27 protein-coding genes are annotated in these 25,803 nt (G+C 63.9%); 23 read left to right on the forward strand and 4 right to left on the reverse strand.

The genetic code is table 11. The features are described from left to right. The 15 genes from VHB27_RS01975 (at window position 1) to VHB27_RS02045 (ending at window position 12,918) form a co-directional block, all read left to right on the forward strand. On the forward strand, window positions 1–903 hold the full coding sequence (locus tag VHB27_RS01975; RefSeq protein ID WP_325597181.1) for a hypothetical protein: 903 nt from the start codon (window positions 1–3) through the stop codon (window positions 901–903). After that, window positions 896–1,537 (forward strand): gluconate 2-dehydrogenase subunit 3 family protein, encoded by a 642-nt coding sequence (locus tag VHB27_RS01980; RefSeq protein WP_325597183.1) that lies wholly within the window; start codon window positions 896–898, stop codon window positions 1,535–1,537. The genes VHB27_RS01975 and VHB27_RS01980 overlap by 8 nt, the downstream gene beginning before the upstream one ends. A gap of 70 nt (window positions 1,538–1,607) precedes the next feature. Continuing rightward, the gene (locus VHB27_RS01985) at window positions 1,608–3,170 is read left to right on the forward strand and encodes a GMC family oxidoreductase (RefSeq protein WP_325597185.1); all 1,563 of its coding nucleotides are present in this window, start codon (window positions 1,608–1,610) and stop codon (window positions 3,168–3,170) included. Window positions 3,171–3,410: 240 nt separating this feature from the next. Continuing rightward, window positions 3,411–4,637, forward strand: a complete 1,227-nt coding sequence (locus VHB27_RS01990; RefSeq protein ID WP_325597187.1) for an alpha-hydroxy acid oxidase — start codon at window positions 3,411–3,413, stop codon at window positions 4,635–4,637. Between the two features lie 338 nt (window positions 4,638–4,975). Continuing rightward, the gene (locus tag VHB27_RS01995; RefSeq protein ID WP_413788612.1) at window positions 4,976–5,434 is read left to right on the forward strand and encodes a (2Fe-2S)-binding protein; all 459 of its coding nucleotides are present in this window, start codon (window positions 4,976–4,978) and stop codon (window positions 5,432–5,434) included. Next, window positions 5,431–6,414, forward strand: coding sequence for an FAD binding domain-containing protein (locus tag VHB27_RS02000; RefSeq protein ID WP_325597191.1), 984 nt, complete (start codon window positions 5,431–5,433; stop codon window positions 6,412–6,414). Before VHB27_RS01995 ends, VHB27_RS02000 begins: the two co-directional genes overlap by 4 nt. Then, complete coding sequence (locus VHB27_RS02005) at window positions 6,411–8,540, forward strand: xanthine dehydrogenase family protein molybdopterin-binding subunit (RefSeq protein ID WP_325597193.1); 2,130 nt, start codon at window positions 6,411–6,413, stop codon at window positions 8,538–8,540. The genes VHB27_RS02000 and VHB27_RS02005 overlap by 4 nt, the downstream gene beginning before the upstream one ends. A 2-nt stretch (window positions 8,541–8,542) precedes the next feature. Beyond that, entirely contained in the window at window positions 8,543–8,746 is a 204-nt protein-coding gene (locus tag VHB27_RS02010; protein ID WP_325597195.1) for a hypothetical protein, read from the forward strand. 11 nt (window positions 8,747–8,757) lie between these two features. Further along, window positions 8,758–9,213, forward strand: a complete 456-nt coding sequence (locus VHB27_RS02015; RefSeq protein WP_325597197.1) for a hypothetical protein — start codon at window positions 8,758–8,760, stop codon at window positions 9,211–9,213. Continuing rightward, window positions 9,210–9,461, forward strand: a complete 252-nt coding sequence (locus VHB27_RS02020) for a monovalent cation/H+ antiporter complex subunit F (protein ID WP_325597199.1) — start codon at window positions 9,210–9,212, stop codon at window positions 9,459–9,461. Before VHB27_RS02015 ends, VHB27_RS02020 begins: the two co-directional genes overlap by 4 nt. Further along, window positions 9,458–9,748, forward strand: a complete 291-nt coding sequence (locus VHB27_RS02025) for a monovalent cation/H(+) antiporter subunit G (RefSeq protein WP_325597202.1) — start codon at window positions 9,458–9,460, stop codon at window positions 9,746–9,748. The genes VHB27_RS02020 and VHB27_RS02025 overlap by 4 nt, the downstream gene beginning before the upstream one ends. After that, complete coding sequence (locus VHB27_RS02030; RefSeq protein WP_325597204.1) at window positions 9,745–10,005, forward strand: Na(+)/H(+) antiporter subunit B; 261 nt, start codon at window positions 9,745–9,747, stop codon at window positions 10,003–10,005. Before VHB27_RS02025 ends, VHB27_RS02030 begins: the two co-directional genes overlap by 4 nt. After that, the gene (locus VHB27_RS02035; RefSeq protein WP_325597206.1) at window positions 10,002–10,763 is read left to right on the forward strand and encodes an MnhB domain-containing protein; all 762 of its coding nucleotides are present in this window, start codon (window positions 10,002–10,004) and stop codon (window positions 10,761–10,763) included. Before VHB27_RS02030 ends, VHB27_RS02035 begins: the two co-directional genes overlap by 4 nt. Then, window positions 10,760–11,107, forward strand: a complete 348-nt coding sequence (locus VHB27_RS02040) for a sodium:proton antiporter (protein ID WP_325597208.1) — start codon at window positions 10,760–10,762, stop codon at window positions 11,105–11,107. Before VHB27_RS02035 ends, VHB27_RS02040 begins: the two co-directional genes overlap by 4 nt. Beyond that, the gene (locus VHB27_RS02045) at window positions 11,104–12,918 is read left to right on the forward strand and encodes a complex I subunit 5 family protein (RefSeq protein ID WP_325597210.1); all 1,815 of its coding nucleotides are present in this window, start codon (window positions 11,104–11,106) and stop codon (window positions 12,916–12,918) included. The genes VHB27_RS02040 and VHB27_RS02045 overlap by 4 nt, the downstream gene beginning before the upstream one ends. Before the next feature lie 71 nt (window positions 12,919–12,989). On the opposite strand, the gene VHB27_RS02050 is transcribed toward VHB27_RS02045, so the two are convergent. Next, window positions 12,990–14,291: an MFS transporter gene (locus tag VHB27_RS02050; RefSeq protein ID WP_325597212.1), complete on the reverse strand. Its 1,302-nt coding sequence runs from the start codon at window positions 14,289–14,291 to the stop codon at window positions 12,990–12,992. A gap of 140 nt (window positions 14,292–14,431) precedes the next feature. Here VHB27_RS02050 and cyoA point away from each other — a divergent pair, with 140 nt between their 5' ends. The 8 genes from cyoA to VHB27_RS02090 all read left to right on the forward strand — a co-directional run bounded on the left by cyoA (window position 14,432) and on the right by VHB27_RS02090 (window position 22,179). Further along, on the forward strand, window positions 14,432–15,598 hold the full coding sequence (gene cyoA / locus VHB27_RS02055) for a ubiquinol oxidase subunit II (RefSeq protein WP_325597214.1): 1,167 nt from the start codon (window positions 14,432–14,434) through the stop codon (window positions 15,596–15,598). A 35-nt stretch (window positions 15,599–15,633) separates the two neighbouring features. After that, entirely contained in the window at window positions 15,634–17,607 is a 1,974-nt protein-coding gene (cyoB, locus tag VHB27_RS02060) for a cytochrome o ubiquinol oxidase subunit I (protein ID WP_413788613.1), read from the forward strand. A gap of 1 nt (window position 17,608) precedes the next feature. After that, the gene (cyoC, locus tag VHB27_RS02065; protein ID WP_325597218.1) at window positions 17,609–18,256 is read left to right on the forward strand and encodes a cytochrome o ubiquinol oxidase subunit III; all 648 of its coding nucleotides are present in this window, start codon (window positions 17,609–17,611) and stop codon (window positions 18,254–18,256) included. Next, complete coding sequence (cyoD, locus tag VHB27_RS02070; protein ID WP_325597220.1) at window positions 18,253–18,636, forward strand: cytochrome o ubiquinol oxidase subunit IV; 384 nt, start codon at window positions 18,253–18,255, stop codon at window positions 18,634–18,636. Before cyoC ends, cyoD begins: the two co-directional genes overlap by 4 nt. Further along, window positions 18,633–19,379 (forward strand): SURF1 family protein, encoded by a 747-nt coding sequence (locus VHB27_RS02075; protein ID WP_325597222.1) that lies wholly within the window; start codon window positions 18,633–18,635, stop codon window positions 19,377–19,379. The genes cyoD and VHB27_RS02075 overlap by 4 nt, the downstream gene beginning before the upstream one ends. 6 nt (window positions 19,380–19,385) lie before the next feature. After that, window positions 19,386–20,822 carry an ATP-binding protein gene (locus tag VHB27_RS02080; protein ID WP_325597224.1) on the forward strand — a complete coding sequence of 479 codons (1,437 nt, stop codon included), beginning with the start codon at window positions 19,386–19,388 and terminating at the stop codon, window positions 20,820–20,822. After that, on the forward strand, window positions 20,815–21,357 hold the full coding sequence (locus tag VHB27_RS02085; protein WP_325597226.1) for a response regulator transcription factor: 543 nt from the start codon (window positions 20,815–20,817) through the stop codon (window positions 21,355–21,357). The genes VHB27_RS02080 and VHB27_RS02085 overlap by 8 nt, the downstream gene beginning before the upstream one ends. 108 nt (window positions 21,358–21,465) lie before the next feature. Then, on the forward strand, window positions 21,466–22,179 hold the full coding sequence (locus tag VHB27_RS02090) for a FadR/GntR family transcriptional regulator (protein ID WP_325597228.1): 714 nt from the start codon (window positions 21,466–21,468) through the stop codon (window positions 22,177–22,179). A 57-nt stretch (window positions 22,180–22,236) separates the two neighbouring features. Here the strand turns inward: VHB27_RS02090 and VHB27_RS02095 are convergent, their stop codons facing one another. From VHB27_RS02095 to VHB27_RS02105, 3 genes are read right to left on the reverse strand one after another with little or no spacing between them, the layout of a single operon-like run. Further along, a complete protein-coding gene (locus VHB27_RS02095) occupies window positions 22,237–24,126 on the reverse strand; it encodes a TRAP transporter large permease subunit (protein WP_325597303.1) in 1,890 nt (629 codons plus the stop codon). Then, window positions 24,126–24,734 (reverse strand): hypothetical protein, encoded by a 609-nt coding sequence (locus VHB27_RS02100; RefSeq protein ID WP_325597230.1) that lies wholly within the window; start codon window positions 24,732–24,734, stop codon window positions 24,126–24,128. Before VHB27_RS02100 ends, VHB27_RS02095 begins: the two co-directional genes overlap by 1 nt. Beyond that, the gene (locus VHB27_RS02105; RefSeq protein ID WP_325597232.1) at window positions 24,731–25,717 is read right to left on the reverse strand and encodes a TRAP transporter substrate-binding protein; all 987 of its coding nucleotides are present in this window, start codon (window positions 25,715–25,717) and stop codon (window positions 24,731–24,733) included. Before VHB27_RS02105 ends, VHB27_RS02100 begins: the two co-directional genes overlap by 4 nt. Window positions 25,718–25,803: the final 86 nt, after the last annotated feature.

Here is a 25,803-nt window from a genome sequence, read left to right on the forward strand (position 1 = left end):
ATGGCGGCACGGCTCAGTCTGTCGGAGATGCGTCAGGAGCTCGATAGCCTGTCAACGTCGCTTCAGCATGCGGAGGCCTATGACGGAGCGACGTTGCGGGCGGCACGGCGTCTGAACCGCGCATCAGGCCTGCTGGCGACATCGGTCCTGCTGGACAGCGCTGTGGAGCACGACCGGGGCGGCTTCGAAAACCGCGCCATGTACATCCCGCTGGTCGTTTCAACCCTGGTGCTGGCTGTCAGCGCGCATGGAACCGCGGACAGGCGCCCCGCATCGCACAGGATGCGGCAGATCGTCTACGGCGTGAGCGCAGCGACAGGGGTGTTGGGGACGAGCTTCCATCTGTACAACGTGTTGAAGCGCCCCGGCGCGTGGTCCTGGCAGAACCTCTTTTACGGTGCGCCGCTGGGAGCGCCGTTTGCGATCCTGTTGGCCGGTCTTCTGGGTTCGGCGGCAGAGCACGCCCGCGACAACCCGCCGTCACGCGCGCGAATCCTGGGGTTTCCGGCGGGACGGTTCATCGGCGCCATCAGCGGCGTGGGGATGCTTGGGACGACCGCCGAAGCCGGACTGCTGCATTTTCGCGGCGCCTTCCACAATCCGGCCATGCTGGCCCCGGTGACGATGCCCCCCGTGGGCGCCGCGCTTCTGCTGAATGCCGTCATGGGACCGAAGGGGAGAGACCGCCGCGTGGCACGCTGGTGGCTGCGGCTGGTCGCCTGGATGGGGTTCGCCGGCGTCGGCTTCCATGTTTTCGGCGTGCAGCGCAACATGGGCGGGTGGTCCAACTGGCGGCAGAACCTGCTCAACGGTCCCCCGATTCCAGCGCCGCCCAGCTTCGCCAGTCTCGCGTTGGCTGGGCTGGCGGCATTGGGCCTGCTGGAAGACCACCCCGATGGATGAACGCTATCCCGGCTACGACGTCCTGGCGAAGCGAAACACGCCGTCCTGGAACGTCCAGACGCGCCGTGTCATCGACCGGCGTCTCGCCGTGCCGCGGGAACCCAGGTTTTTCTCGCAAGCCGAATTTCGGACGCTGGAGGCAATCGCCGCGCGTATCGTGCCCCAGCCGCCGGACAGGCCGCCTGTTCCCGTCGCGGCATTGATCGACGACAGAATGGTCCGGCAGCAGCACGACGGATATCGGCCGCCGCATATGCCGCGCGACGACGAGGCCTGGAAGCTCGGCCTGCGGGCGATCGATGCCGAAGCCGAAGCCTTATGCGGCGCCGCCTTTCATCGGCTCCATTCCGCCCGGAAAGATGAGGTCCTGCAGCACATCGAGCGGGGCGGCGGCAATCGGTCGGAATGGGGCGGGATGCCGTCTCGCACGTTCTTCCACCAGCGGCTGGTGGCGGACATCGTGCGCGCCTACTGGTCGCATCCGGCGGCCTGGAGCGAGATCGGCTGGGGCGGTCCGGCAAGTCCGCGCGGGTATGTCCGCATGGGCTACGACCGGCGAGACCCGTGGGAGGCCGTGGAGGCCCATCCCCATGACTATGATGCGACCAGGAAGGCGAACCGGCGTGTCGGGTGACCCGTTCTCAACGCCGCGCGGCAGGGGCGGCCGCGCCCCGGATGTCTTCCGGCCCGGCGGTTGGATGCCGATGCGGCGTTATGCACACTCCGACGAGGTCGACTTCTTGATCGTCGGCACTGGCGCGGGTGGCGCCACGCTCGGCTGCCGGCTGGCTAAAATGGGATTCTCCGTCGTCGGTCTGGATGCCGGACCTTGGTTTCGGCCGCTGGAGGATTTTGCATCCGACGAGGCGGAGCAGGCGAAACTGTACTGGACCGACGACCGGATCTCCGGCGGCGACAATCCGGTTCAGCTTGGCGCCAACAACAGCGGCAAGGCGGTTGGCGGCAGTACCGTCCATTTTGCCATGGTCTCCCTGCGCTTCAGGCCGGAGTGGTTCAAGTCCCGCACCCTGCTGGGTTACGGAGCCGACTGGCCCGTCGATTGGCAGGAGATGTGGTCCTATTACCGTCAGGTCGAGGAAGCGCTGATGATCAGCGGTCCGCTGACCTATCCCTGGGGACCGAAGCGACCGAGCTATCCGTATCGTGCGCATGAACTCAATGCGGCGGCGCTCGCGCTGGCCGAGGGCTGCGAGGCGATGGGCATCGCCTGGACCGAGACGCCGCTGGCGACTTTGTCGGCGCCCCGCGGCCTGGCGCATCCCTGCGTTTACCGCGGCTTCTGCGTGTCCGGATGCTCGACCAACGCCAAGCAGAGTGCGCTGGTCACCTGGATTCCCCGCGCGGTGGCGGCCGGTGCGGAAATCCGGGACCTGGCGATGGCGGGCCGCATTGAAATGGGGCAGGCGGGCCGGGTGACGGGCGTTCACTACCATCGCGAAGGGCGCTGGCATTTCCAACGGGCACGGAACGTCGTTGTTGCCGGTTACGCGATCGAAACGCCAAGGTTATTGCTGAACTCGGCGACAGACCGCTACCCGCATGGGCTGGCGAATAGCTCCGGCCTGGTCGGACGGTATTTCACCGTGCAGGCGAACCAGGCAGTCTGGGGCGTTTCCCCCCGGGAAATCCGTGGATACAAGGGGCCGCCGTCGTTGGCCCTGACGGAGCACTGGAATTACGACGACAGCAAGGATTTCTTCGGCGGCTACTGTTACATGAGCCAAGGACCGTTGCCGCAGCTCTGGGCCAATACTGTCGCGAACGGTCGCGGTTTCTGGGGTGACCGTCTGATGGCGGCGATGAAGGACTACAATCACCAGGTCGGATTGAAGATCGTCGGCGAAATGATGCCGCAGGAGCGGAATCGCGTCACGCTTGCGGATGAAACCGATCAGTACGGCCTTCGCATCGCCAGTGTCGAGTATAGCTGGTGCGACAATGACAAAGCCCTGATCGACCACTCCTTGAAGTTCATGTCGCAAGCGCTGCAGGCCATTGACTGCCGCGACATCTGGTCCCAGACCGACGACACTTGCCATATGAACGGCACCGCGCGCATGGGGGATGATCCGCGCACCAGCGTGGTCGATGCGGATTGCCGAAGCTGGGACATACGCAATCTGTGGATTTGCGACGGGTCTGTCTTTCCTACCGTCGGCGGCGTGAACCCGTCGTTGACCATCCAGGCGATCGCCTGCCGCACTGCCGACCGGATCCGCTTATTATCGTCTCGCGGCGAACTTTAATCGCGGTCCACCCTTCACACCGAAAGTTCATCCGCCCGGCTCAAACGACTGACGGTGAATCCGGTTGGAGAAGACAGCGGGCGGGCCTCTGCCCAGTCCGCTTTCCTTCCCATGGCAGCGGAGCGTGCTCGTGCCCTCGGCAGTTGTTTGCGTGCTGGCGAAACGTTATCCGGTTGCAGGCGGCGAGGCCGGAACGTGCAAGGCCGCCCAACGCCGAACGATCCATTGCGGGTCGGCGCGGTGAGCAGCGTCGCCGGGCTTGGCCCCGCCGTGGCGGCGGCGCACAGGAAGGGCGCGAAACCTCGGAGACCAAGGCGGCTCGCCGCAATCCTGGATCTGGATGATTTCGAACGCGCGGCGAGGCCCAGGCTGCCAGCGGCCGTGTATGGCTACGTGGCGCATGGTGCGGAGACGGAGACGACGTTGAGGGCAAACCGAGCGGCGTTCGATGCATGGCGGCTGGTGACACGAGTGCTTGCCGGGGTGGAGGAGCGGCGCCAGGACATCCAACTCTTTGGCCGTCGCTATGATGCGCCGTTTGGCATCGCCCCGATGGGCGGCAGTGCGCTGGTCGCCTACCAGGGTCACACCGTGATGGCCCAGGCGGCGGCCAGTGCGAAAATCCCTTTCATCCTGAGTGCCAATTCGATCATTCCATTGGAAGAAGTCGCCGAGGCGAATCCCGGCCTTTGGTTCGCGGCCTATCAATCCCCCGATCAGGCCGCCATCGAAGGCATGGTCGAACGCATATCTCGCGCTGGCGTCGGCGCGTTGGTGGTGACGGCGGATGTGCCCATCGGATCCAATCGGGAAGCCGATGCAAGGGCAGGCTTCGGATTTCCGATCCGTCCGAACTGGGAACTGGGTTGGGACGTGGCGACACATCCCCGGTGGCTGGTCTCTGTCCTGGGCCGCACAGTGCTGAAACGCAGGAATCCCCACATCGACAACCTGGAGCCGTGGGGCGGCCCGGGCCTATTCTCCCGGGAAGTCGCGGGTATCGCGGCACATGAGGCGTTACGCTGGCGCCATATCCAGATGATACGCGAATTGTGGAAGGGCCCTTTGATCATCAAGGGCATCCTGTCGGCCGACGACGCCGTAATCGCTCGGGACTACGGAGCGGACGGCATCATCCTGTCCAATCATGGCGGCCGTCAGCTCGATCAGGCGGTAGCGCCATTGCAGGTCCTGCCGAAGATCTTGAAGCGAGCCAGTGGTTTGACGGTCATGATGGATAGCGGGGTACGCAGGGGAACTGACGTCATCAAAGCCCTGGCCTTGGGGGCGGACGCGGTCTTCGTGGGGAGGCCTTTCCTGTTTGCCGCGGCGTACGGCGGCCAAGCGGGCGTCGGGCATGCGATCTCACTGCTGTCGAAGGAAATCGATCGGGACATGGCGATGCTCGGCGTACGCCGGATCGAGGAAATCGGTCCGGAGATGCTGCACAGCATGTCGGATGGCTAAGGTCGGAGATCAGATCACGAGAAAAGTGTTCCCGGCAGTCGGCCACGCCGATGGTCTGTCGAACGTTGGCCTGTCACGTCCCAGATCGGGACGAAGCAGCCAGATACCAGGTGAGCGAGGCATCCACCATGACGGATAGCAATAACCCACCAGGCCGGCGAACGGGCGCCAGGGCAATCGTGGAAAGAGCGTTACAAGCGGAACAACGCGACGAGGACGAGAAGGCGGGAGAGCTGGTCGAACAGGCCGTGCGAATCGATCCGGACGAGGTCGCCTCTGTCCTGCAGGAACAATCGTCGACTCCGTCGGCGCCGATTCATGCGGGTTCTTCCTTCGCCATCGTTTTGACGATCAACGGACAGCGCCACGAGTTGATGATCGACGCTCGCACCACGCTACTGGACGCCCTGCGCGACCGGTTGCACCTGACGGGCACCAAGCGCGGCTGTGATCTCGGCCAGTGTGGGGCCTGCACCGTTCTACTCGATGGCCGCGCGGTGAATGCGTGCATGATGTTCGCGGTCATGGCGGAGGGGCATGACGTCCTGACAATCGAAGGCCTGGCCGCGGACGGAAAGCTTCATCCCGTTCAGAAGGCGTTCATCGATTGCGACGCGCTTCAGTGCGGCTACTGCACGCCGGGCCAGATCATGAATGCGGTGGGAATGATACGCGCCGGCAGGCTCAACTCCGACGACGAAATCCGAGAAGGCATGAGCGGCAATATCTGTCGGTGCGGCGCCTATCCTGGCATCGTGCAAGCCGTCCTCGCCGCGATGACGGAGATCGCCGAATGAACCCGTTCACCTACACCAGGGCCGGCGACGCGCAGCAGGCGATCAACGCCTTCCAGGGAAGCCCGGGTCCGTTCTATGTGGCCGGCGCGACGGATGTCATGCAGTTGCTGCGGGAGGATGTTTATAGTCCCGGTACCCTGGTCGATATCAGCAGCCTGCCATACACTCAGGTCGAGGTCGGCCCGCGCGGTGCGCGCATAGGCGCTTTGGCCCGGCTGGCGGATGTTGCCGATGATGATGCCGTGCTCCGCTATTATCCTCTTCTTGCCCGGGTGCTTAGGGAAACCGCCTCGACCCAGATACGGAACGTGGCGACGATGGGCGGCAATCTGCTGCAGCGGACACGCTGTCTGTATTTCCGCGACGCTCATACCGCTTGCAACAAACGCCGTCCGGGATCGGGATGTGCGGCGATGCGGGGTGCGAACCGGATCAACGCGATCCTGGGCACCAGCGAGCAATGCATTGCGGCCTATCCGGGCGACATGGCGGTCGCGCTTGTGGTGCTGGATGCGCATATTCAGCTTGAAGGGCCGGACGGACCCCGGAGCGTTCCGGTGGCGGAATTGCACCGGGTTCCGGCCGACGATCCGGCACACGACACGACGCTGCGGCCTGGTGAAATCATTACCCGCATAGACCTTCCCGCGAGCCGCTTCGCCGAGAGCTGCGCTTTCGTGAAGGCTCGTGATCGAATGACGTTCGAATGGGCCTTGGCGTCTGCGGCGGTCGGATTGGAGATGGATGGCGGAACGGTGAGGGTCGCGCGCGTCGCCGCCGGAGGCGTCGGAACGGTGCCTTGGCCCCTGCCGCGCGTTGAACATGCCCTGATCGGGAAGGCACTGAGCGCTGAACGCGCGGCAAAGGCGGCAGCGCTCTCTGTGGAAGGCGCTCGAAGCGCGGGTGACAATGGTTTCAAGCTGAAACTCCTTCCGCGCGTGGTGGAGCAGGCAATCCTCGCGGCTGGAGGCCAGGCATGAACGCATGGGTCGGCAAGGAAATCAGTCGCGTTGATGGTCCGGCCAAGGTCACTGGCCAGGCGACTTACGCAGCGGAATTCCAACTTCGCAACAAAGCCTACGCCGCGTTGGTGACCGCGACGATTCCCAGCGGAACGATCGAGAGGTTGGACGTCTCGGCGGCGGAAGCTGCGCCGGGGGTCATTCTGGTCCTTTCCCACCTCAACGCACCCGGGTTGCCTTATGCCCAGCCCAAGAAGCGGCCCGTGGTGGACCCGCAAGCCGGCGAACGGCTGCACGTCTTCCAGGGGCCGGAGGTGCTTTTCGACGGCCAGCCGATCGCCGTCGTGGTCGCGGAGACAAAGGAGCAGGCGGATAGCGCTGCCATGCTGGTTTCCGTCGATTATCGGCAGACACCGCCCGCCGGAGACATGGACCCAAGCCGATCGCATGCACCGAACGAAGCGGTGGCGAAATCCGGCCGTCCCGGCGAAAAGGGGCGGGGCGACGCAGGCCCCGCGTACCGCGGCTCTGCCGTCACGATCGATATAACGTGCAGCCATGAGCGTGAGCAGCATAACGCCATGGAACCGCACGCAACCATCGCGGAGTGGGATGGCGACCACCTGACCCTCTATGACAAATCCCAATGGGTAGACAATGTTCGGCAGGAGATCGCCCTGATCTTCGGCATGGCGGAGGATAACGTCCGCGTCATAAGTCCTTTCGTCGGCGGCGCCTTCGGATCGGCTCTCCGAACCTGGCCCCACGTCACTATTGCGGCGCTCGCAGCTCGACAGGCGAACCGGCCTGTGCAGTTGGAGCTGAGCCGGCGGCAATGCTTCTTCTCCGCCGGTGCTCGGCCGAAGACCTTGCAGCGATTACGCCTGGGCGCCGACCATGACGGGAAGCTGCAAGCGATCATCCATGAAGCGATAGGCCAGACCTCGGTCTATGAAGACTATGCCGAAATCACACTGGACGCTGCCAATTCGCTTTACGCATGCTCCAACGTCGCGACCCGCTACCACCTCGTCAAGATGAACATGAATTCGCCCTGTCCGATGCGCGCGCCCGGCACGGCGACGGGCGTGTTCGGACTCGAAATCGCCATGGACGAGATGGCCGAGGAATGCGGTCTGGACCCGGTGGAGTTCCGGTTGCGCAACCACGCGGATCGCGATGAGGAAAAAGACCTGCCCTATTCCAGCAAGGAATTAAAGGCGTGTTACGCCTTGGCTGCAGAGGCGTTTGGATGGTCGCATCGCTCGACTGTGCCGGGACGGAATCGAAACGACCGATGGTTGATAGGACATGGCATGGCGACGGCCTTCTATCCCTCGCATCGATCATCGTCGACGGCAAAGGCCACCATGTTCGCGAACGGCACGGTCGTCGTCCGAACGGCGGCCGGCGATATGGGGCCCGGGACCTATACTGCGATGACGCAACTCGCGGCCGAAACGCTCGATCTGACGCCGGAACAGGTGCAGTTCGAGCTTGGTGATACCGATATGCCGGAAGCGCCGGTGCATGGGGGCTCGATCACGTTGGCCAGCGTGGGCAACGCCGTCATTGCCGCGTGTCGCTCGCTGCGGGAGAAGCTTGGCAACGGCGATCCGGTGGCCGCCATGCGCCAATTGGGACAGGAGGCGGTCTCGGCCGACGCCGAATCGAAACCCGGAGAAGAAGCCAACATCTATTCGAGTTCGGCCTTCGGTGCGGTTTTCGTTGAGGTAGCGGTGGATTCCCGGCTGGGCGCCGTACGCATTCCCCGGATCGTAGGCGCCTATGACATCGGAACGGTCGTCAATCCCAAGATCGCCCGAAGCCAGTGCATCGGCGGGATGGTGGGCGGCTTGGGTATGGCGTTGCTGGAACAGGCGGAATGGGACCCCGCACTGTGCCGGGTCATGAACGCGAACCTGGCGGAATATCTGGTGCCGGTGAATGCCGACGTTCAGCACTTGGACGTATTGTTCGCACCCGGAGAGGACAAGATCTTCAACCCGATCGGCTCCAAGGGCGTGGCGGAAATCGCCCTCACGGGCGTCGCGCCGGCCATCGCCAACGCGATCTACAACGCAACGGGGCACCGCCTGCGCAACTTGCCGATCACCCCGGATAAACTGCTCGAGGTGCTGTAGATATGCCGGACGTCCTGCACGCCACGTTGAAAGAGGTTGAGCCCGGCTTGTTTCGGGCATCCTATCCTGGAGAAATGAACGGAACAGACGAACCAAGCGGCGGACAACTGCCTGATAGTCATATCGGAACCAGCCGTGACGATGTGCGGATTTGGGTCGAGCAGATGGCTGTCCAACTGGGCTACGAACGTGTGGAGTGGCATTAGGGTATGCTGTCATGTCCTATCGTTCCGCCTTCGTCGATATCGCCACGGTCGTGCTGCTATTCGGCATCTACTTTCTGCTGGCCGGTGAGGTGTCCGGAACGGAAATGATCGCAGGCGCCGCGGCAGCTTCGGCGACAACAGCCTTTATCGTCGCAAGGCGTCGGCGCAGTGGCGGTCGGCTCTCCTTGATGGTCCCGCCTTCAACCATCCTCCAGCCGTTGGCGTCCTTGATACCCGATACGATCCGGGTCGCCGGTGCGCTCGCCCGGGTGATGTGGTTCGGCCCGCCCGGCGATCGCGGCACGTTCCTGTGCCAGGGACCGGTGCCGCAGAAGGCGGTTGGGCCAAAAGGGGTCTGGATCCTCAGTCAATCCTTCACACCCAAGAACTTCGTCCTCGACGACGCAGATGGTTCGGCGATCGTCCACTGCCTGGCGCCCGGCGATCGGGAAGGCGCGCGGGGATGACCCTATGGCTGTGGAGCGTGGTCGCGGTGGTCGTGGCGATGCTGATCCCGACCGTCATGGCGTGCCGTGGCCGGATGGCGGAGCGGTGGGTCGCGCTGCAGATGGGTGCCGCCCTGACGGTCGTCATCCTGGTCATCATGAGCTTCGCCTTCCATGCGGCGATCCTGATGGATTTGTCGCTGGCCCTCGTTTTGCTGGGCGTCCCTGCCACGCTCGTCGTCGCGGTGGCGTTGGAGCGCTGGATATGATCGCGGTCCTGCTCATCCTTATCGTGTCGGCCGTCTGGTTCGCGCAATTGGGATTCGTCCGCCTCGCCACGCCGCTTAGTCGGCTGCACGTCGTGACCGCCATCTATGTCGCGGCCGGGGTCGCTACGATGGCCTTGGCCGTCGTCACCGATGGCGCCTCGGTACGCGCCGTAAAAGCCATGCTGATCCTTGCTTGCGCGCTGGTGGGTGGTGCGGCGACGTCGCACGCCATCGGGCGCGCCCTGTGGCTGCGTGGATCGGTCGGCCCGGCGAGGCCCGATCCATGAGCCTCCTGCTCGATCTGCTGTTTTTCATGACGGCCGTGACAGGTACGGGCATCGTCCTGTCGCGTCAGCCGGGCCGGCAGGTTCTCGCGATCGCCGCGAACGGATTGGTGCTCAGCCTTCTCTTCACCGCGCTTCAGGCGCCTGACGTGGCGTTCTCGGAACTCGCCGTGGGAACGGCGGCTGTTCCCACGCTGTTCCTGGTGGTGCTGATCAGCACCCGGATCGATCGCACGCCAAGGTCGGAGGCGAAGGAATGACCCCCCGAGCGCGCCTGCTGGTCTTCATCGGGGCGTGTGCGTGCGTTCTGCCGGCGGCGGTCGACGTGGTCATGCACATGCCGGCCTTCGGCGTCCATCCGCTGCCGTACGGCGATGCCGTGAACCGTCTGGGGACCGCCGAACGTCACGTCACCAACATGGTCAGCCTGGTCAATTTCGACGTCCGGGGCTTCGACACGTTGGGTGAGGAGTTCATGCTGCTTTGTGCGGTGACCGGGGTCACCATACTCCTCCGCGGCGCACGGGGCGAGCAGCCCACCGCCGAACCTGGCTATGCGCCAGGGAGGCCTGACGTCCGTCGTTCCGCCGCGGTGACCGCGATCGGGCGTGTCTTCGCGCCGCTGATCGTCCTGTTCGGCTTCTATGTGGTGTTGCACGCCATGACGACGCCAGGCGGCGGCTTCCAGGGCGGCGTCATCATGGCCTCGGGCTGCCTGCTGATATGGATGGGAGACGGCTACCGCAGTTGGCGGCAGATGATGCGGACGGAGATCCTCGATGCCGCCGAGGGCTTCGGTGCCTCACTTTACGCCGCCGCCGGCCTTGCGCCCATGGTCCTGGGTCTGCCCTTTCTGACCAACATCCTGCCGTTTGGGCAGCCGAAGGATCTGCTCTCGGGCGGGTTGATGCTGGTGCTCAACGCCGGCGTGGGTTTCGCCGTTGCCGGCGGCTTCGGCGTGCTGTTCGTCGAATTCCTGGAGGAGACGCGGGCCGTCCCGCTTGGAGGCGGAGAATGACCGGCATGTTGTGCTGGGCGACGGTGGCCTGGTTGCTGGGTATCGGCCTGTACGGGATCGTTACCAGCCGCAACTATGTTCATCTCGTCGGCTGCCTGTCCGTCGTCCAGGCTTCCACCTACCTGTTGCTGCTGGGTATCGGCTATCGCTGGCAAGCGGGCCCGCCGATTTTCTACGACCATCCGCCCGGGACGCCCGCGGTCGACCCGGTCGTCCAGGCGCTGGTGCTGACCGATATCGTGATCGGCGCCACCGTCACCGCATTGTTGCTGGCCCTGGTGTTGCGGTTGCACAAGCGAACCGGCTCGCTTGATGCGGGCTCGATCCGACCGCTGTCTCGGTGAGCGTGTGGGGCCTGCCAGGCCTGGTTCCGCTGCCCGTCGTGCTTCCGCTTGTGGTCGCCGGGGTTCTGCTGGCGTTCAGCAAGTTGCTGCCGGCACGGCTGCCTGACGCGATTGCCGTGCTGACGACGGTGACGGTCAGCGGCCTCTGCGCCGACTTCGCGCTGCATATTGGCGACCAACCCCTGGTCTACTGGTTCGGCGGCTGGACGCCGCGCGACGGACAAGTGTTGGGAATCAGCTTCGCCGTCGACCCGGCCGGCGCCATATTGGGCGCCTTCAGCGGCTTGCTGTTCACTTGCTCCCTCATTTTCGCCTGGGGCTACTACGATGAGGTGCATGCGCATTTTCACGTGCTGATGTTGCTGTTCATGGCTGGCATGGTGGGCTTCTGCCTAACGCACGACCTGTTCAACATGTTTGTCTGGTTCGAGGTCATGAGCGTCGCGGCATTCGCGCTCACCGGCTATGCCCTTCGCAGTTCTTCCCTGGTCGGAGCGTTGAACTTCACCGTCATCAACACCATCGGAAGCTATCTGATCCTGGCTGGGATAGGCTTGCTCTATGCTCAAGGGGGCGCGCTGGATTTCTCGGCCTTGGCCCAGGCTGTCGCGAAGACGCCCGCCGACCCGGTTTTGACGGCCGCCTTTGCGCTGGTGGCGATGGGATTTCTGATCAAGGCGGCGCAGGTGCCTTTCCAACCCTGGCTGGCCGACGCCCACGCCGTGGCGCCCAGCCCGGTGTCGGTCATCTTCTCCGGGATCATGGTGCCGCTCGGGCTGTTCGGCTTGGCGCGGATGGTCTGCGACGTCTTCGCGGCCAGCCCCGAGGTTCACCGTGTAGCCACGACCCTGCTGCTTGGGATGGGAGCGCTGACGGCGGTGCTGGGCGGGGTGATGGCGTTGATCCAGCGTCACATCAAACGGCTGTTGGCGTTTTCCACCATTTCCCACACCGGGATCATGATGATCGGATTGGCCTCGCTGAACCGGGTCGGGCTCGCGGGCTTGCTGGCGTATCTGATCGGCCATGGGCTGGTGAAAGCCAGCCTGTTCATGGTCGCCGGCATCATCGAGGCGCGTTGCGTCGGCACGGATGAGATTGGGTTGCGTGGTGCCGGGCGCCCCTTCTGGGCGGTGGGTATCGTGATGGCAGTCGGCGCGTTGATGCTGGCCGGTCTACCGCTCGGGTTGATGAAAATCGGCAGCGAGCAGATCGTCGGCGCAGCGCATGCTTTCCGTCAGGGTGGTACGGGCGCCGTGCTGATCGGCGCCGCCTGCACAGGCGCTGCCGTGCTGCGCGTCGCCGGCCGCGTGTTCGGAGGTTTCGGCCCCGTCCCCGGCGAGGAGAAACGCGCGCCGACGGAGCAGGAGCGGGAGAAAGCAGACCGTCCGCTCAGCCTGATGCTGGCGCCGACGCTGCTGTTATTGATGCTCGCCGTTCTGCCGGCGGAAAGCGGCCGAGCGTTCCTCGATCACGCCGCGACCATGTTGCGGCATGCGTCCGATGTTCGAGATCTTGTACCCGGTTCCGCCACGGGAGGATTGGCGTCGCCTTCTGCCCGGCGGGGGGAACTGGCGGCGCCCGTGATGCGCACGATCGGACCCTGGATATCCGTGGGGCTGGCGATTGTGATTGCGGTTTATCATCTCGGACGCAGCCGCATACAACCCGCCATCAACAAAGGGGTCGACCGCGTTCTGGGTCCTTGGGTCGAGGTGCTGCAGGGGCTTCATGGCGGTTTGATCGGCGACTATGTGGCGTGGGTGGTCGTCGGGCTGGCCGTTTTCGCCGTGACCTGCGCGTTTGCCTAGAACCGGCGCCGATTCAGCGGTCTCGCCGGTTATTCGAGATCGAGGAACTGATCACGCCGATGATCGCCGGGTCACTTCTGTCCGGCTCGGCGATTGAGGGCCAGTGCGACCATTGTACACGCCGCCCCGGACAGCAGATAAGCCCCCGACGCCAGCAGGCCGAAGCGGCTCGCCAGCGCCAGTGCGACGATGGGTGCGAAGCCGGCACCGAGGAGCCAGGCGAGATCGGAGGTGAGTGCCGACCCGGTATACCGGTAGACCTGGGAAAACCGGGACGCCACTGCCCCGGATGCCTGCCCGAAGGACAAGCCGAGCAGGATGAAGCCAAGCACCATGAACACGAGCTGGCCGATGTCGCCGGCATCCAGCAGTTGCGGCGCAAAGCCGCTGAAGGCCGCGATTCCGATGGCGGTCCCGCCCAGAAGGCTGCGGCGGCCGATCCGATCGGCGATCAGGCCGGAGGCGATGATCGCCAGCAGGCCAACCGCCGCACCGATCAGCTCGATCACCAGAAAGCGGGCCGGACGCTGGCTGGTGTAGAGAAAGACCCACGACAACGGAAACACCGTGACCATATGAAACAGGGCGAAACTCGCGAGCGGTGCGAAGGCGCCGGCGATGATCGTGCTGCCCTCGGCGCGCACGGTCTGCCGGATCGGGGCGGGTTGGAGCTCCTTGCTGCGAAACTGTGTTGTGTATTCAGGTGTCACGACGATTCGCAACCGTGCGAACAGGGCGACGACGTTGATCGCCAGCGCCACGAAGAACGGATAGCGCCAGCCCCAGGTCATGAAATCGTCGGCCGACAGGTTCGCCACGAAATAGGCGAACAGCCCGCTGGCCACCATCAGCCCGAGCGGCGCCCCCAGTTGTGGGATCATCGCGTACCAGCCCTTGCGGCCTTCGGGCGCGTTGAGGGCCAACAGCGATGCCAGGCCGTCCCAGACGCCGCCCAGCGCCATCCCTTGGCCTATGCGGGCCAACGCCAGCAGGAATACCGCCGCGGGACCAATGTCCTCGTAGCCGGGCAGGAATGCGATCGCCGCGGTCGAGCCGCCTAGCAAGAAGAGCGCGGCGGTCAGCTTCACGCCTCTGCCATGGGCCCGGTCGATCGCCATCGACACGACCGTGCCGAATGGCCGCGCCACGAAGGCGAGCGCGAACAGGGCGAAACTGGCGAGGGTCCCTGCCAACGGATCCATGAAGGGGAACACAAGTTTGGGAAACACCAGCACGCTTGCGATGGCGTAGACGAAGAAGTCGAAGAATTCCGATGTGCGGCCGATGATGACGCCGACGGCGATGTCATTCGGATTGGGCGTATGGGCGCGTGTATGGAAAGCGCCCGAAGAGGGGACGGCCTGCGCGGTCATTCTTCCCGATCACTCCTGTCGGCAAACGCGGCTCTTTACCGTCGAAGTGCACGCGGGGGGATTGGACAATTTGTCCAATCCCTTTCGCCGCGCGTTGCCGCTACGGGTGCCGCGGTCTCGTGGCGGTCTTAGGAAGAGCTTTGAGTCGAAAATACCTGTCCGTTCTGACACCCATGCTGTTGATGGGATTGAGCGGGTGCAAGGCCGTCGTGTTGGATCCGGCGGGCGATGTCGCGCTTCAGCAGCGGAACATCCTGCTGGAATCGACAGGACTGATGCTGCTGGTGATCTTGCCGGTCATGGCCCTCACGGCATGGTTCGCCTGGCATTATCGTCAGTCGAACAAGGCGGCTCGATACGAGCCGGAATGGGATCACTCGACGCAGTTGGAGCTGGTGATCTGGGGCGCCCCGTTGCTGATCATCATCTCGCTCGGGGCACTGACTTGGATGAGCACCCATCTGCTCGACCCGTATCGGCCGATCGCTCGCATCGCGGCGGGGCAGGCTGTCACCGGAACGAACGAACCGTTGGAAGTCGACGTCGTGGCGCTCGACTGGAAGTGGCTGTTCATCTATCCCCAGTATCAGTTGGCGACGGTCAATGAGCTTGCGGCGCCGGTGGACCGGCCGATCGATTTTCGAGTCACTTCATCATCGGTGATGAACTCCTTCTACATCCCGGCGCTGGCGGGACAGATCTACGCCATGCCAGGCATGGAGACGAAACTTCATGCCGTCTCCAACCAGACGGGCGTCTTCGACGGCTTTTCAGCCAACTACAGCGGGGCCGGCTTCTCCGGCATGCATTTCGCTTTCCATAGCATGACGTCCGTCGATTTCCGCCATTGGGTCGACACGGTGAAAAGCGGTTCCGGCAGCCTGACTCGGACCGCGTATCTGCGGCTGGAACGTCCCAGTGAGAACGAACCCGCACAGAGCTTCGCTTCGGTCGACCCGACACTCTACAATACAATCCTGAACATGTGTGTCGAAGCCGGCAAGATGTGCTTGAGCGAGATGTCGGCGATCGATGCCCGCGGTGGCCTGGGCCTGCAAGGTATCCGCAGCGTGCTGCCTCTTGAACACGACAAATACGCACGCCGCGGCCCTGACGAGGGTCCGCCCACCAGCGCCTATGTCCTGAGTCCATGTTCGGTGCAAGAGGCCGAACGAGCGGCTGCCGCGCCACCGATGCTGAAAGGGCCACGGGATTTGGCCCCGCTCAGTGGTGCCGGCCTCTCTCGCCCCGGCAGCAAGTCCGGGTTGCTGGGCTGGCAGGTTCCGAACACCAAAACGAGATCGTGACGGTCATGCTGCAAGACCCGAAACTCCTCCATTTCCTGTTTGGCCGTCTGTCGTTGGATGCGCTGCCGATCCACGAACCGATTCTTGTCGGCACGTTCATCGTGGTGGCGATCGGTGGCGTCGCCGTCTTGGGCGCGATCACCTATTTCCGCCTGTGGCGTTACCTTTGGGAGGAATGGTTCACCAGTGTCGATCACAAGCGGATCGGCGTCATGTACATGGTCCTGGGGATCATCATGCTGCTGCGAGGCTTTGCCGACGCCGTCATGATGCGGCTGCAGCAGGCGATCGCGTTCAACGGGTCCCAGGGCTATCTGCCAGCGCATCACTACGACCAGGTCTTCACGGCGCACGGCGTGATCATGATCTTCTTCGTGGCGATGCCGTTGGTGACGGGGCTGATGAACTTCGTCGTCCCGCTGCAGATCGGCGCGCGCGACGTATCCTTCCCCTTCTTGAACAACTTCAGCTTCTGGATGACGGTCGCGGGCGCCGTCATCGTGATGATGTCGCTGTTCATCGGGGAATTCGCCCGCACCGGCTGGCTGGCTTATCCTCCGTTGTCCGAATACGCCTACAGCCCCGATGTCGGCATGGATTATTATATCTGGGGCTTGCAGATAGCGGGTATCGGCACGCTGCTCTCCGGCGTGAACCTGGTCTGCACCATCGTCAAGATGCGCGCGCCTGGCATGACAATGATGAAGATGCCGGTGTTCACCTGGACGGCGCTCTGCACCAATATCCTGATCGTGGCCGCCTTTCCCGTGCTGACGGCCGTGCTCGCGTTGCTGTCGTTGGATCGTTACGTGGGGACGGATTTCTTCACCAACGACTTCGGCGGCAACCCGATGATGTATGTGAACCTGATCTGGATCTGGGGACATCCAGAGGTTTACATCCTGATCTTGCCGGCTTTCGGCATCTACTCCGAGGTGACGGCGACGTTCTGCGGCAAGCGCCTCTTCGGCTACACGTCGATGGTCTACGCGACCCTGGTCATCACGATTCTGTCGTACCTGGTCTGGCTCCACCATTTCTTCACCATGGGTTCGGGCGCCAGCGTCAACTCGTTCTTCGGGATCACCACGATGGTCATCTCGATCCCGACCGGCGCGAAGATGTTCAACTGGCTGTTCACGATGTATCGCGGCCGCATCCGGTTCGAGCCGCCGATGATGTGGACAGTCGCCTTCATGCTGACCTTCGTCATCGGCGGCATGTCCGGTGTGCTGCTGGCCGTCCCTCCGGCTGACTTCGTGCTGCATAACAGCCTGTTCCTGGTCGCTCATTTCCACAACGTCATCATCGGCGGCGTGCTGTTCGGACTGTTCGCCGGCATCAACTACTGGTTTCCCAAGGCGTTCGGCTTCCGCCTCGATCCGTTTTGGGGGAAGATGTCCTTTTGGTTCTGGGTCGTCGGCTTCTACTTCGCCTTCATGCCGCTGTACGTCCTGGGCCTGATGGGCGTCACGCGACGCCTGCGCGTGTTCGACGACCCATCGTTGCAGATCTGGTTCGTGATCGCCGCATTCGGTGCGTTCCTGATCGCGCTGGGTATCGGGTCGTTCCTGGTGCAACTTGTCGTCAGCATTCGCAGGCGGGAGGCTCTGCGCGACGTGACCGGCGACCCGTGGTTCGCACGCACGCTGGAATGGTCGACTGCGTCACCTCCGCCGGCCTACAATTTCGCCTTCACGCCCGTGATCCATGACATCGATGCATGGTGGGACATGAAGGAACGTGGCTATGTCCGGCCACGGCAAGGCTTCCGGGCGATCCACATGCCGCGGAACACAGGGACCGGCGTCATCCTGGGCGCCCTCGCGGTGGCGTTCGCTTTCGGGATGATCTGGTGGATCTGGTGGCTTGCCGCGCTGGGCTTCGCCGCCATGCTTGCCGTCGCGATCACTCATACATTCGACTACCACCGTGATTTCCACATCGGGGCCGACATGGTCACCCGTACGGAAGACGATCGTACCCGCCTGCTCGTGGAAGGGGCCTGATATGACCACGGCAATCCTGGAGGCTCCGGACACCCGAGATACGGCGACCGAGGCGCCTGCCTTCTATCTGCGCGACGAGCACGAGCATGCCGATGGCGGCAGCACCGCGCTCGGGTTCTGGATCTACCTGATGAGCGACTGCCTCATCTTCGCCGTCCTTTTCGCCACCTATGGCGTGCTGGGCCACAACTACGCAGCCGGACCGGCGCCGAAGGACCTGTTCGACCTGCCGCTCGTCGCCGTCAACACGTCGATGCTGCTGCTGTCTTCCATCACCTACGGCTTCGCGATGCTGGCCGCGTATGAACATCGGCAGACCGCGACCCAGGCCTGGCTGGCAGTCACCGGGCTATTTGGCCTGTGCTTCATCGGGATCGAACTGCACGAATTCGCCGGCATGATCGCAGAGGGCGCGACGCCGGAGCGCAGCGCGTTCTTATCGTCCTTCTTCACCCTGGTCGGCACGCATGGGCTACACGTCACCGCCGGGCTGATCTGGCTGGTGACGCTGATGGTCCAGGTTCGCCGCCATGGCCTGATGGAGGCGAACATGCGCCGGCTGATGTGCCTGAGCATGTTCTGGCACTTCCTCGACGTCATCTGGATCGGTGTCTTCACTTTCGTCTACCTGATGGGAATGCTGCGATGACCGGTCATGCCGCGCAGACCGGGGTCCATGCTGGGCTCCATCCGGATGGCCACGATCACGGAAGCCACCGGACCTACCTGACCGGCTTCGCCCTGTCGGTCATCCTGACCGCCATCCCGTTCTGGCTGGTCATGACCGGCGTGCTTGCCAACAACCAGGTGACCGGTTTGCTGATCATGGCGCTGGCCGCGGTCCAGATCGTTGTCCACATGATCTACTTCCTGCACATGAGCAGCCGGTCCGAGGGAGGCTGGAGCATGATGGCGCTCGTCTTCACCCTGGTGCTGGTCCTGATCGCCCTCGCCGGATCGATGTGGGTCATGTACCACCTCAACGCGAACATGATGCCGGGCATGACCGACATGAGCCGCATGCCGTGACTGTTTCGGCGCCCGCGATCGGGCTCCGCCTGCGATCGTCGGTCCTGATTTTTCCTCTGCTCATGGCCGGCGTCGTGTCCCTGCTGATCGGCCTTGGCATATGGCAGATCGAACGGCGAGCGTGGAAGCTGGCGCTGATCGACCGCGTGGAGCACCGGGTGCATGCGGCCCCTGTCGCCGCACCGGGCCCCGCCGCATGGAGCGCTTTGACCCGTGGCGATGCGGAATACCGGCACGTGGCGGTGACGGGTCGGTTCGTCGCGGGGCATGACACGCGGGTAAGCGCCACCACGGACCTGGGGATCGGCGCCTGGGTCCTGACGCCGTTCCGGGACGTCGCCGGCTATACCGTGCTGGTGAACCGCGGCTTCGTTCCCTCGGGTCGGCAGGACAGCCCGCCGCCCAATCACCTAGTGACCGTCTCCGGCCTGCTGCGCATCACCGAACCGGGCGGCGCCTTCCTGCGGGCCAATGATCCCGCGCACGACCGGTGGTATTCCCGCGACGTCGCCGCCATTGCCGCCGCACAGGCCATTCCCCGGCCGGCGCCCTATTTCATCGATGCCGATGCCACCCCTGACCCAAGGGCGCGTGACGACTGGCCTCGCGGCGGTCTGACCCGGATCCGGTTCTACAACAACCATCTCGTCTACGCCCTGACGTGGTTCGGGTTGGCGGCCGCCGTGGCCGGTGCGACAGTCGTCGCGTGCCGGGACATGTGGCGGTCCCGGCCGGACCGCTAGCGGCTGGTGCCTCGCGACAGACAATCGGCGTCGCTCGCCGCCATCCACTGGCGGCCCGTACTCCGCCATGCCTCGATCGAGATGCTGCGCCGTATGACCACCTTGCCTGCCCTGGACGTGACGCTGCCGGAGACCTTGCCGGTCCCGCCCGGCACCATGCGCGCCCTGACTCCGGATGCGACCAACCGCAAGAACATGGCCGCCCTGATCCAGCTCCGCTGGATCGCCATCCTGGGGCAGTTCGTCACCATCGCCGTCGTACGGCTCTGGCTCGGCATCGACCTGCCGCTCTACCCGATGGCCCTGGTGCTGACGGCCCTGACGGTGTTGAACCTCGCCAGCCTGGCGTGGATCCGCCAGGAGAGGGACCTCAGCACCAGGGCGTTGTTGATCGCGCTGGTGCTGGACGTCTGTGCCCTGACGGCCCAACTCTGGCTGAGCGGCGGCGCGACCAACCCGTTCACCTCCCTGTTCCTGTTGCAGGTGACCCTGGCCGCCGTGTTGCTGGAGACCCGAGCGACGTTGGTCATCGTCGGCCTGACCTGCATCAGCTTCGCCGGGCTTGTGTTGTCGTACCGCCCGCTGGTCCTGCCGCGCACCGACCTGGGCGACATGATGACGCTGCACGTCGTCGGCATGCTGATCTGCTTCCTGCTGGACGCTTCCCTGCTGGTGGTCTTCGTCACCCGCGTCGCACGCAACCTGCGCGATCGCGATGCCGGGCTCGCCGCGCTGCGTCAGCATGCTGCCGAGGAAGACCACATTGTCCGCATGGGCCTGCTTGCCGCCGGTGCCGCCCACGAACTCGGGACGCCGCTGTCGTCCCTGTCCGTCATCCTGGGCGACTGGCGCCACATGCCGGCCTTCGGCGAACCCGCCATGGCGCAGGAACTGGAGGAGATGCAGACGGCGATCGAGCGATGCAAGACGATCCTGACCGGCGTCCTGCTCGCGTCAGGCGAAGCACGCGGGGAAGCGCCGATTGCCACCTCGGTCGGCAAGTTCCTGAATGACGTCATTTCGGAATGGCGGACGCGGCACACGGAAACCACGGTCTCCTATGACAACCGCTTCGGCGTGGACATGCCGATCGTCGTTGATTCGGCCCTGAAGCAGATTATCTCCAATGTGCTGGACAACGCCGTGGAAGCATCCCCCCATTGGGTGGGGTTCACGGCCGAGCGGGTCGGTCAGATGCTGGTGCTGCGGATCAGCGACGACGGAGCGGGATTCACCGACGAAATGCTGGCGCGGTTTGGGAAGCCCTATCAATCCACCAAGGCGAAGCGAGGCAGCGGCCTGGGCTTGTTCCTGGTCGTCAACGTGATCCGCAAGCTGGGTGGGTCGGTCGCGGCGTCCAACCGTCCCGCCGGCGGCGCGATGGTGACCTTGAACGTACCTCTGGACGCCCTGGCGATCGGGTCGCCTCGAAATGATGGCTGAAACAACCGGCGACAGGCCGCTGTTCATCGTTGAAGACGATATCGAATTCGCCCGAACATTGAAGCGGTCGTTCGAGCGACGCGGGTACCGGGTCGCTATGGCATCAGGCCTGGGGGAGCTCAATGCGCTTCTGGCTGACGATACGCCCAGCTTCGCCGTCGTGGACTTGAAGCTGGCCGGCGCCTCGGGCCTCGCCTGCGTCGAGGCGCTGCATGCGCACGACCCGTCGACCCGGATTGTCGTCCTGACCGGCTTCGCCAGCATCGCGACCGCTGTCGAGGCCGTGAAGCTTGGTGCCTGCCATTATCTGACAAAACCGTCGAACACCGATGCGATAGAAGCCGCCTTCAGCAAGACGCTCGGCGACCCGGATGTACCGCTACCGGAACGGCCCAGCACGATCAAGACGCTGGAATGGGAGCATATCCATCAGATGCTCGTCGAGACCGATTTCAACATTTCCGAAGCGGCTCGACGGCTTGGCATGCATCGTCGCACCTTGGCCCGTAAACTGGAAAAGCGGCCGGTTCGGTAGCCGGCGGTATTCGTTGACGTCTGAGCTTGCACCAGATCATACTATTGTATGCCTTTATCAAATCCCTCACCGACCCGACCGTTGAGGCGAAACCTGCGTGAGCAGCTTGTGGAACAGCTCGGCGGCGACATCGTGCGCGGTCGGCTGCTGCCGGGCGACGTCCTGCCCAGTGAAGAGGAATTGCTGTCCCGCTACGGCGTAAGCCGCACGGTGCTGAGGGAGGCGTTGAACGTCTTGTCGGCGAAAGGTTTGGTGGATGCGAAGCCCCGCCGCGGCACGATCGTCCGTCCGCGTGCGGAGTGGAACCAGCTCGATCCTGCCATTCTCGGATGGCGCGATGATCCCGCTGCGCCGCCCGGAACCAACCTGGACCATCTGATGGAGCTTCGTCGCATCATCGAACCGTCCGCAGCGGAGTTCGCCGCCCGGCGAGGAACCGCGGAAGACCACATGGCGATTGCGAGCGCGTATGAAGCGATGATCAAGGCCAGCGACGATATCCGGGCTTTCGTCGCGGCCGACGTATCGTTTCACGTTGCGTGCCTTTGGGCGGCGCGCAACGAATTCCTGCTGCCGGTTGGGCACGCGATCCGTGCCAGCCTGATCGCGTCCATGAGGATCACGAATCGGGATAGCAAACAGAACCGGGCGGTGACCCTGCCGCTGCACAAAGCCATTCACGACGCGATATTGGCGCGCGACACCGCCAGGGCCCGCGATGCCATGCAGGCACATCTGGATGACACCGAGCGCCGGCGTGCCGCGTTAATGCCCTTGGCTGAACCGATGCGGAAAGCCACGAAACGCAGAGGGGGCCTGTGAGGCTCCATTATCCGGTCGTTCGGAATAAGGGTTCTTCAACGCAAATCTAGGCCTGCGTCACGGTATCAATCCCAAGGCTCTCGGTACCGCCAGGGTGAACCATGGCACGAACGTCACCAGCAGGAGTCCCGCCAGCAGAACCATGACATAAGGCACCATCGCGCGGGTGGACGCACCCATCGGCGCTCGGGCGATCGCACAGGCAATGTAGAATCCGACGCCTAACGGCGGCAGAAAGGCGCCAACGCCCATCGCGATCAACAGAACGATCCCATAATGAAGATCGCTGTTCCCAAGTTTGGTTGCTATCGGCAGCAGTAGCGGCGCCAAGATCAACAACGCCGCCAGGCCCTCCAACAGGGAGCCGAGGACGACGAGGGCAACGATCGATGCAAGCAAGAACAGTGTCGTGTTGTCCCGCCAGGAGAACACCAAGGCGGCCAGCGCCTGCGGCAACTGTGCCGCCGACAACGCCCAGGAAAACGTCTGGGCCGCTGCGAGGGTGAACAAGACCATCGCTGCCACTGTCGCGGCATCAGCGGCGACGCGGGTGAGTGTGCGTAGCCCGACCTCCCGGTAGACGAACGTCGCCAGGACCAGGCCATAGAGAACGGCGAACGCCGAAATCTCGGTCGGTGTCGCAAAGCCGCTGAGAATGCCGGTGAACAACAAAGCGGGCATCGAGAACGGCAGGATCGCGCCCAACCCCAGCCGCAGAAGTGATCCCCGTACAACCGGCACGGCGTCATTGGGTTGCGCCTTGCGGATGCGCACGAACACCAGCGCCATCAGGCACAGCGCGATCACGGCGGCAGGCAGAAGCCCGGACGCGAAAAGCGCGCCCATCGACAATGACGTGACGGATCCCAGTACCAGCATTGCGATGCTGGGCGGTACGCACTCGCCCATCGCGGCCGCCGAGGCCAGGACGGCGGCCGTCTCGCTGCGTCTGTAGCCCTCCTGATCGAGCATGTCCCGCATCACCAAGCCGACAGCCGCGACGTCTGCGGCCTTCGACCCTGATATGCCTGACACGATGTACATGCTCACGATCACGACCTGCAGCAGCCCGCCACGCAAGCGTCCCACCAAGGCCGCAACGAACAGGACCAGGCGGCGCGATATGCCGCCAGCTTCCATGACGAAGCCGGTGAGGATGAAAAACGGCAGCGCCAGCAGCACGAAGCGTGATACGCCATCCGTCATGTTCTGCGGCAATGCGATCATGGATGCCGGATAGACCTGCCGAAGAAACAGGCTCGTCGCCAGCACCAATGCGAACCCCACCGGAAGGCCCAGAAGGACCGTGATCAGAACGACGACGATCGCGAGTGTGATCGAGACGTTGGACCCGAGCGGCGGCCCGTAGGCGGCGGCCAGGTAAACCGCCGCGTTCAGCACGAGCAGCACTGACAAGCTGATCAGCACATCCCGACGCGGCTGTGCGGCCAGGCGGGTGATCGCGTACATGGCGATCAGTACCATCCCGACGGTGAGCGGCAGGGCAAGCCAGGTACCGTGCAACTCCAGCATCGGAGTCAACTCGTCCCAACGCTCCGCCAGCAGCGGCAGCGAGGTGAAAAAGGCGACAACGGCCGTTTCGAGCACCAGCCAGTCGGCGGCGGCATGCAGCGCAGCATGCGCCCTGGCGGGCAGCATCTCGACCAGCACCCTGACGGCGATGTGCTGGTCGCGGCGATAGGCGACGGCGCCGCCGATGAAGGCGATGATCGTCAGCGCCAGGCCTCCGACCTCGTCAGCCCATATCAGCGGCGAATCGAACAGGGTCCGCCCGAGCACATCGCCGATGACGGCCCCGAGTTCGCCGAACATGGCGATGGCCACCACGATGTCCAGCGCCATGTCGAGAAAGGCGAGAGGGGTTGCCGCGGGCGACACGGGCGGGTTGGCGATCGCGGCCGGCAAATCGGCCTGTCGCATCGGCATCAGCGCCAATAGGGCATGTAAAGGTTTGCCAGGTTCAGGTGGCGCAACAGCGGCCCAAACGCGTCTGGGCGCGGCGCAGGCAGCGGCATCGATCCAGCGAGCTCGATCGTGGCGATCACATCCCCGGTTTGGTCCGCCTTGGCCTGAAAGACCCGTAGCTGGAGTACGCCCGGCGTTTCCGCCCAACTTGTCCGAACGCCATTGACGGTGGCCTGGATGGCGTTCTCGTCCACGCCGCTGAAGCGCCACAGCGCCAGGCGTGTCGGGGTACCGTTGGCCCCAAGGCGTGCCCGGCCGGGAAAGATCTGGTCTGCCTCGGCGCGATAATGTCCCCACATCCGCGGGACGATCCGCTTCGTCCATTGGCTGTAGCGGGACCGCGCGATGGCGCCATATCCCGGTCCTTCCAGCACCGCCCGGTTTTCCAGGTCATACAGAGCAAGATAACGCGGGAAGCCGTCGAGGCAGAGCAGCCGCTGCGCCGTAACGAATCCCTTACAATCCCGGCGCTCCGGAAAATGTTCGGTATCGTACCAGTCCTGGAACTCCTCTTCCATGGTCGGGGGAGGCTGCATCATCGCCATCATCAGTCCGGCAGGTTCAGTCATGCGTTGTGCTCCATGATCATGTGGAACAACTCGGGGTATTTGGGACTGAACTGGTCGTAGACTGTTTTCATCTTATCCTGGAACGCCTTGAAGTCGGTATCGGTCGGCTGCATGCCGTGCGCCTTTAGGAAGGTCAGCGCCTCGTCGGAGCGTTTCGCGATCGTATCACGCCAGAACGGCAGCACGGCCGTGGCGGATTCTTGGAAGGCTGCCTGCTCTTCGGGCGTGAGCTGATTCCACCGGGCATTGCTGACCATCAGCGCGCCCGCGTTGTAGCTGTGCCGCGTCAGCGCGAGATATTTGGTGACCTCGTACACTTTGAAGGTGACCGCGGTGGGCAGCGGAAACTCCACGCCGCCGACGGTGTGCTGCGACAGGCCAAGATAGACTTCGCTGCCGTCCAGCGGGACCGGAATCGCGCCAAGCGCCCTGAACATGGCGGCGAACACGGGGCCGGGTTGGATACGGATCTTGAGGCCTTTCATATCGTCCGGCGTCTTGACCGGACGATCACGGATTTCCATCTGGCGCCATCCGTACCAGCCCCAGGCAAGCCCATGAATGCCCCGCCCGGCCATATCGGCGAAGAGCCGCTTGCCAAGGTCACCGTCCAGCAGGGATTCCGCCGTGGTCCGATCCTTGAAGATGAACGGAAGGTCGATGGACTGCACCGAGGGCACAAACGATTCGAGGTAGCCCGAGGTCAGGATGGCGCAGTCGATGATGCCGGTCTGCAGGCTGTTGGCCAGATTGACCGTGCTGCCCAGCGCACCGCCAACGAACATCTGCACGTCGTATTTGCCGTTTGTCCGCTTGGCGAGTTCCGCGCCGAAGCGCTGCCCGACCTCATAGGAGGTATCGTTCATTGTATCTGCTGTCGCGAACTTCAACTGGATCGGCGACGCAATGGCACGTCGTGTGGCGGCGGCGAGTAAGCCCCCTGCGATAACCGCACGTCGTTGGACGGATGGCTGACCGGACACCGTATCTTCCTCCCGGATGTTTTATTCGGTCCGCGCTTTAAGCGGGTTCCCGTATGATCTTTTGACTCGGCAGTTATGAATATCAT

The sequence above is a fragment of the Rhodopila sp. genome (assembly GCF_035548235.1).
Classification (GTDB): domain Bacteria; phylum Pseudomonadota; class Alphaproteobacteria; order Acetobacterales; family Acetobacteraceae; genus Rhodopila.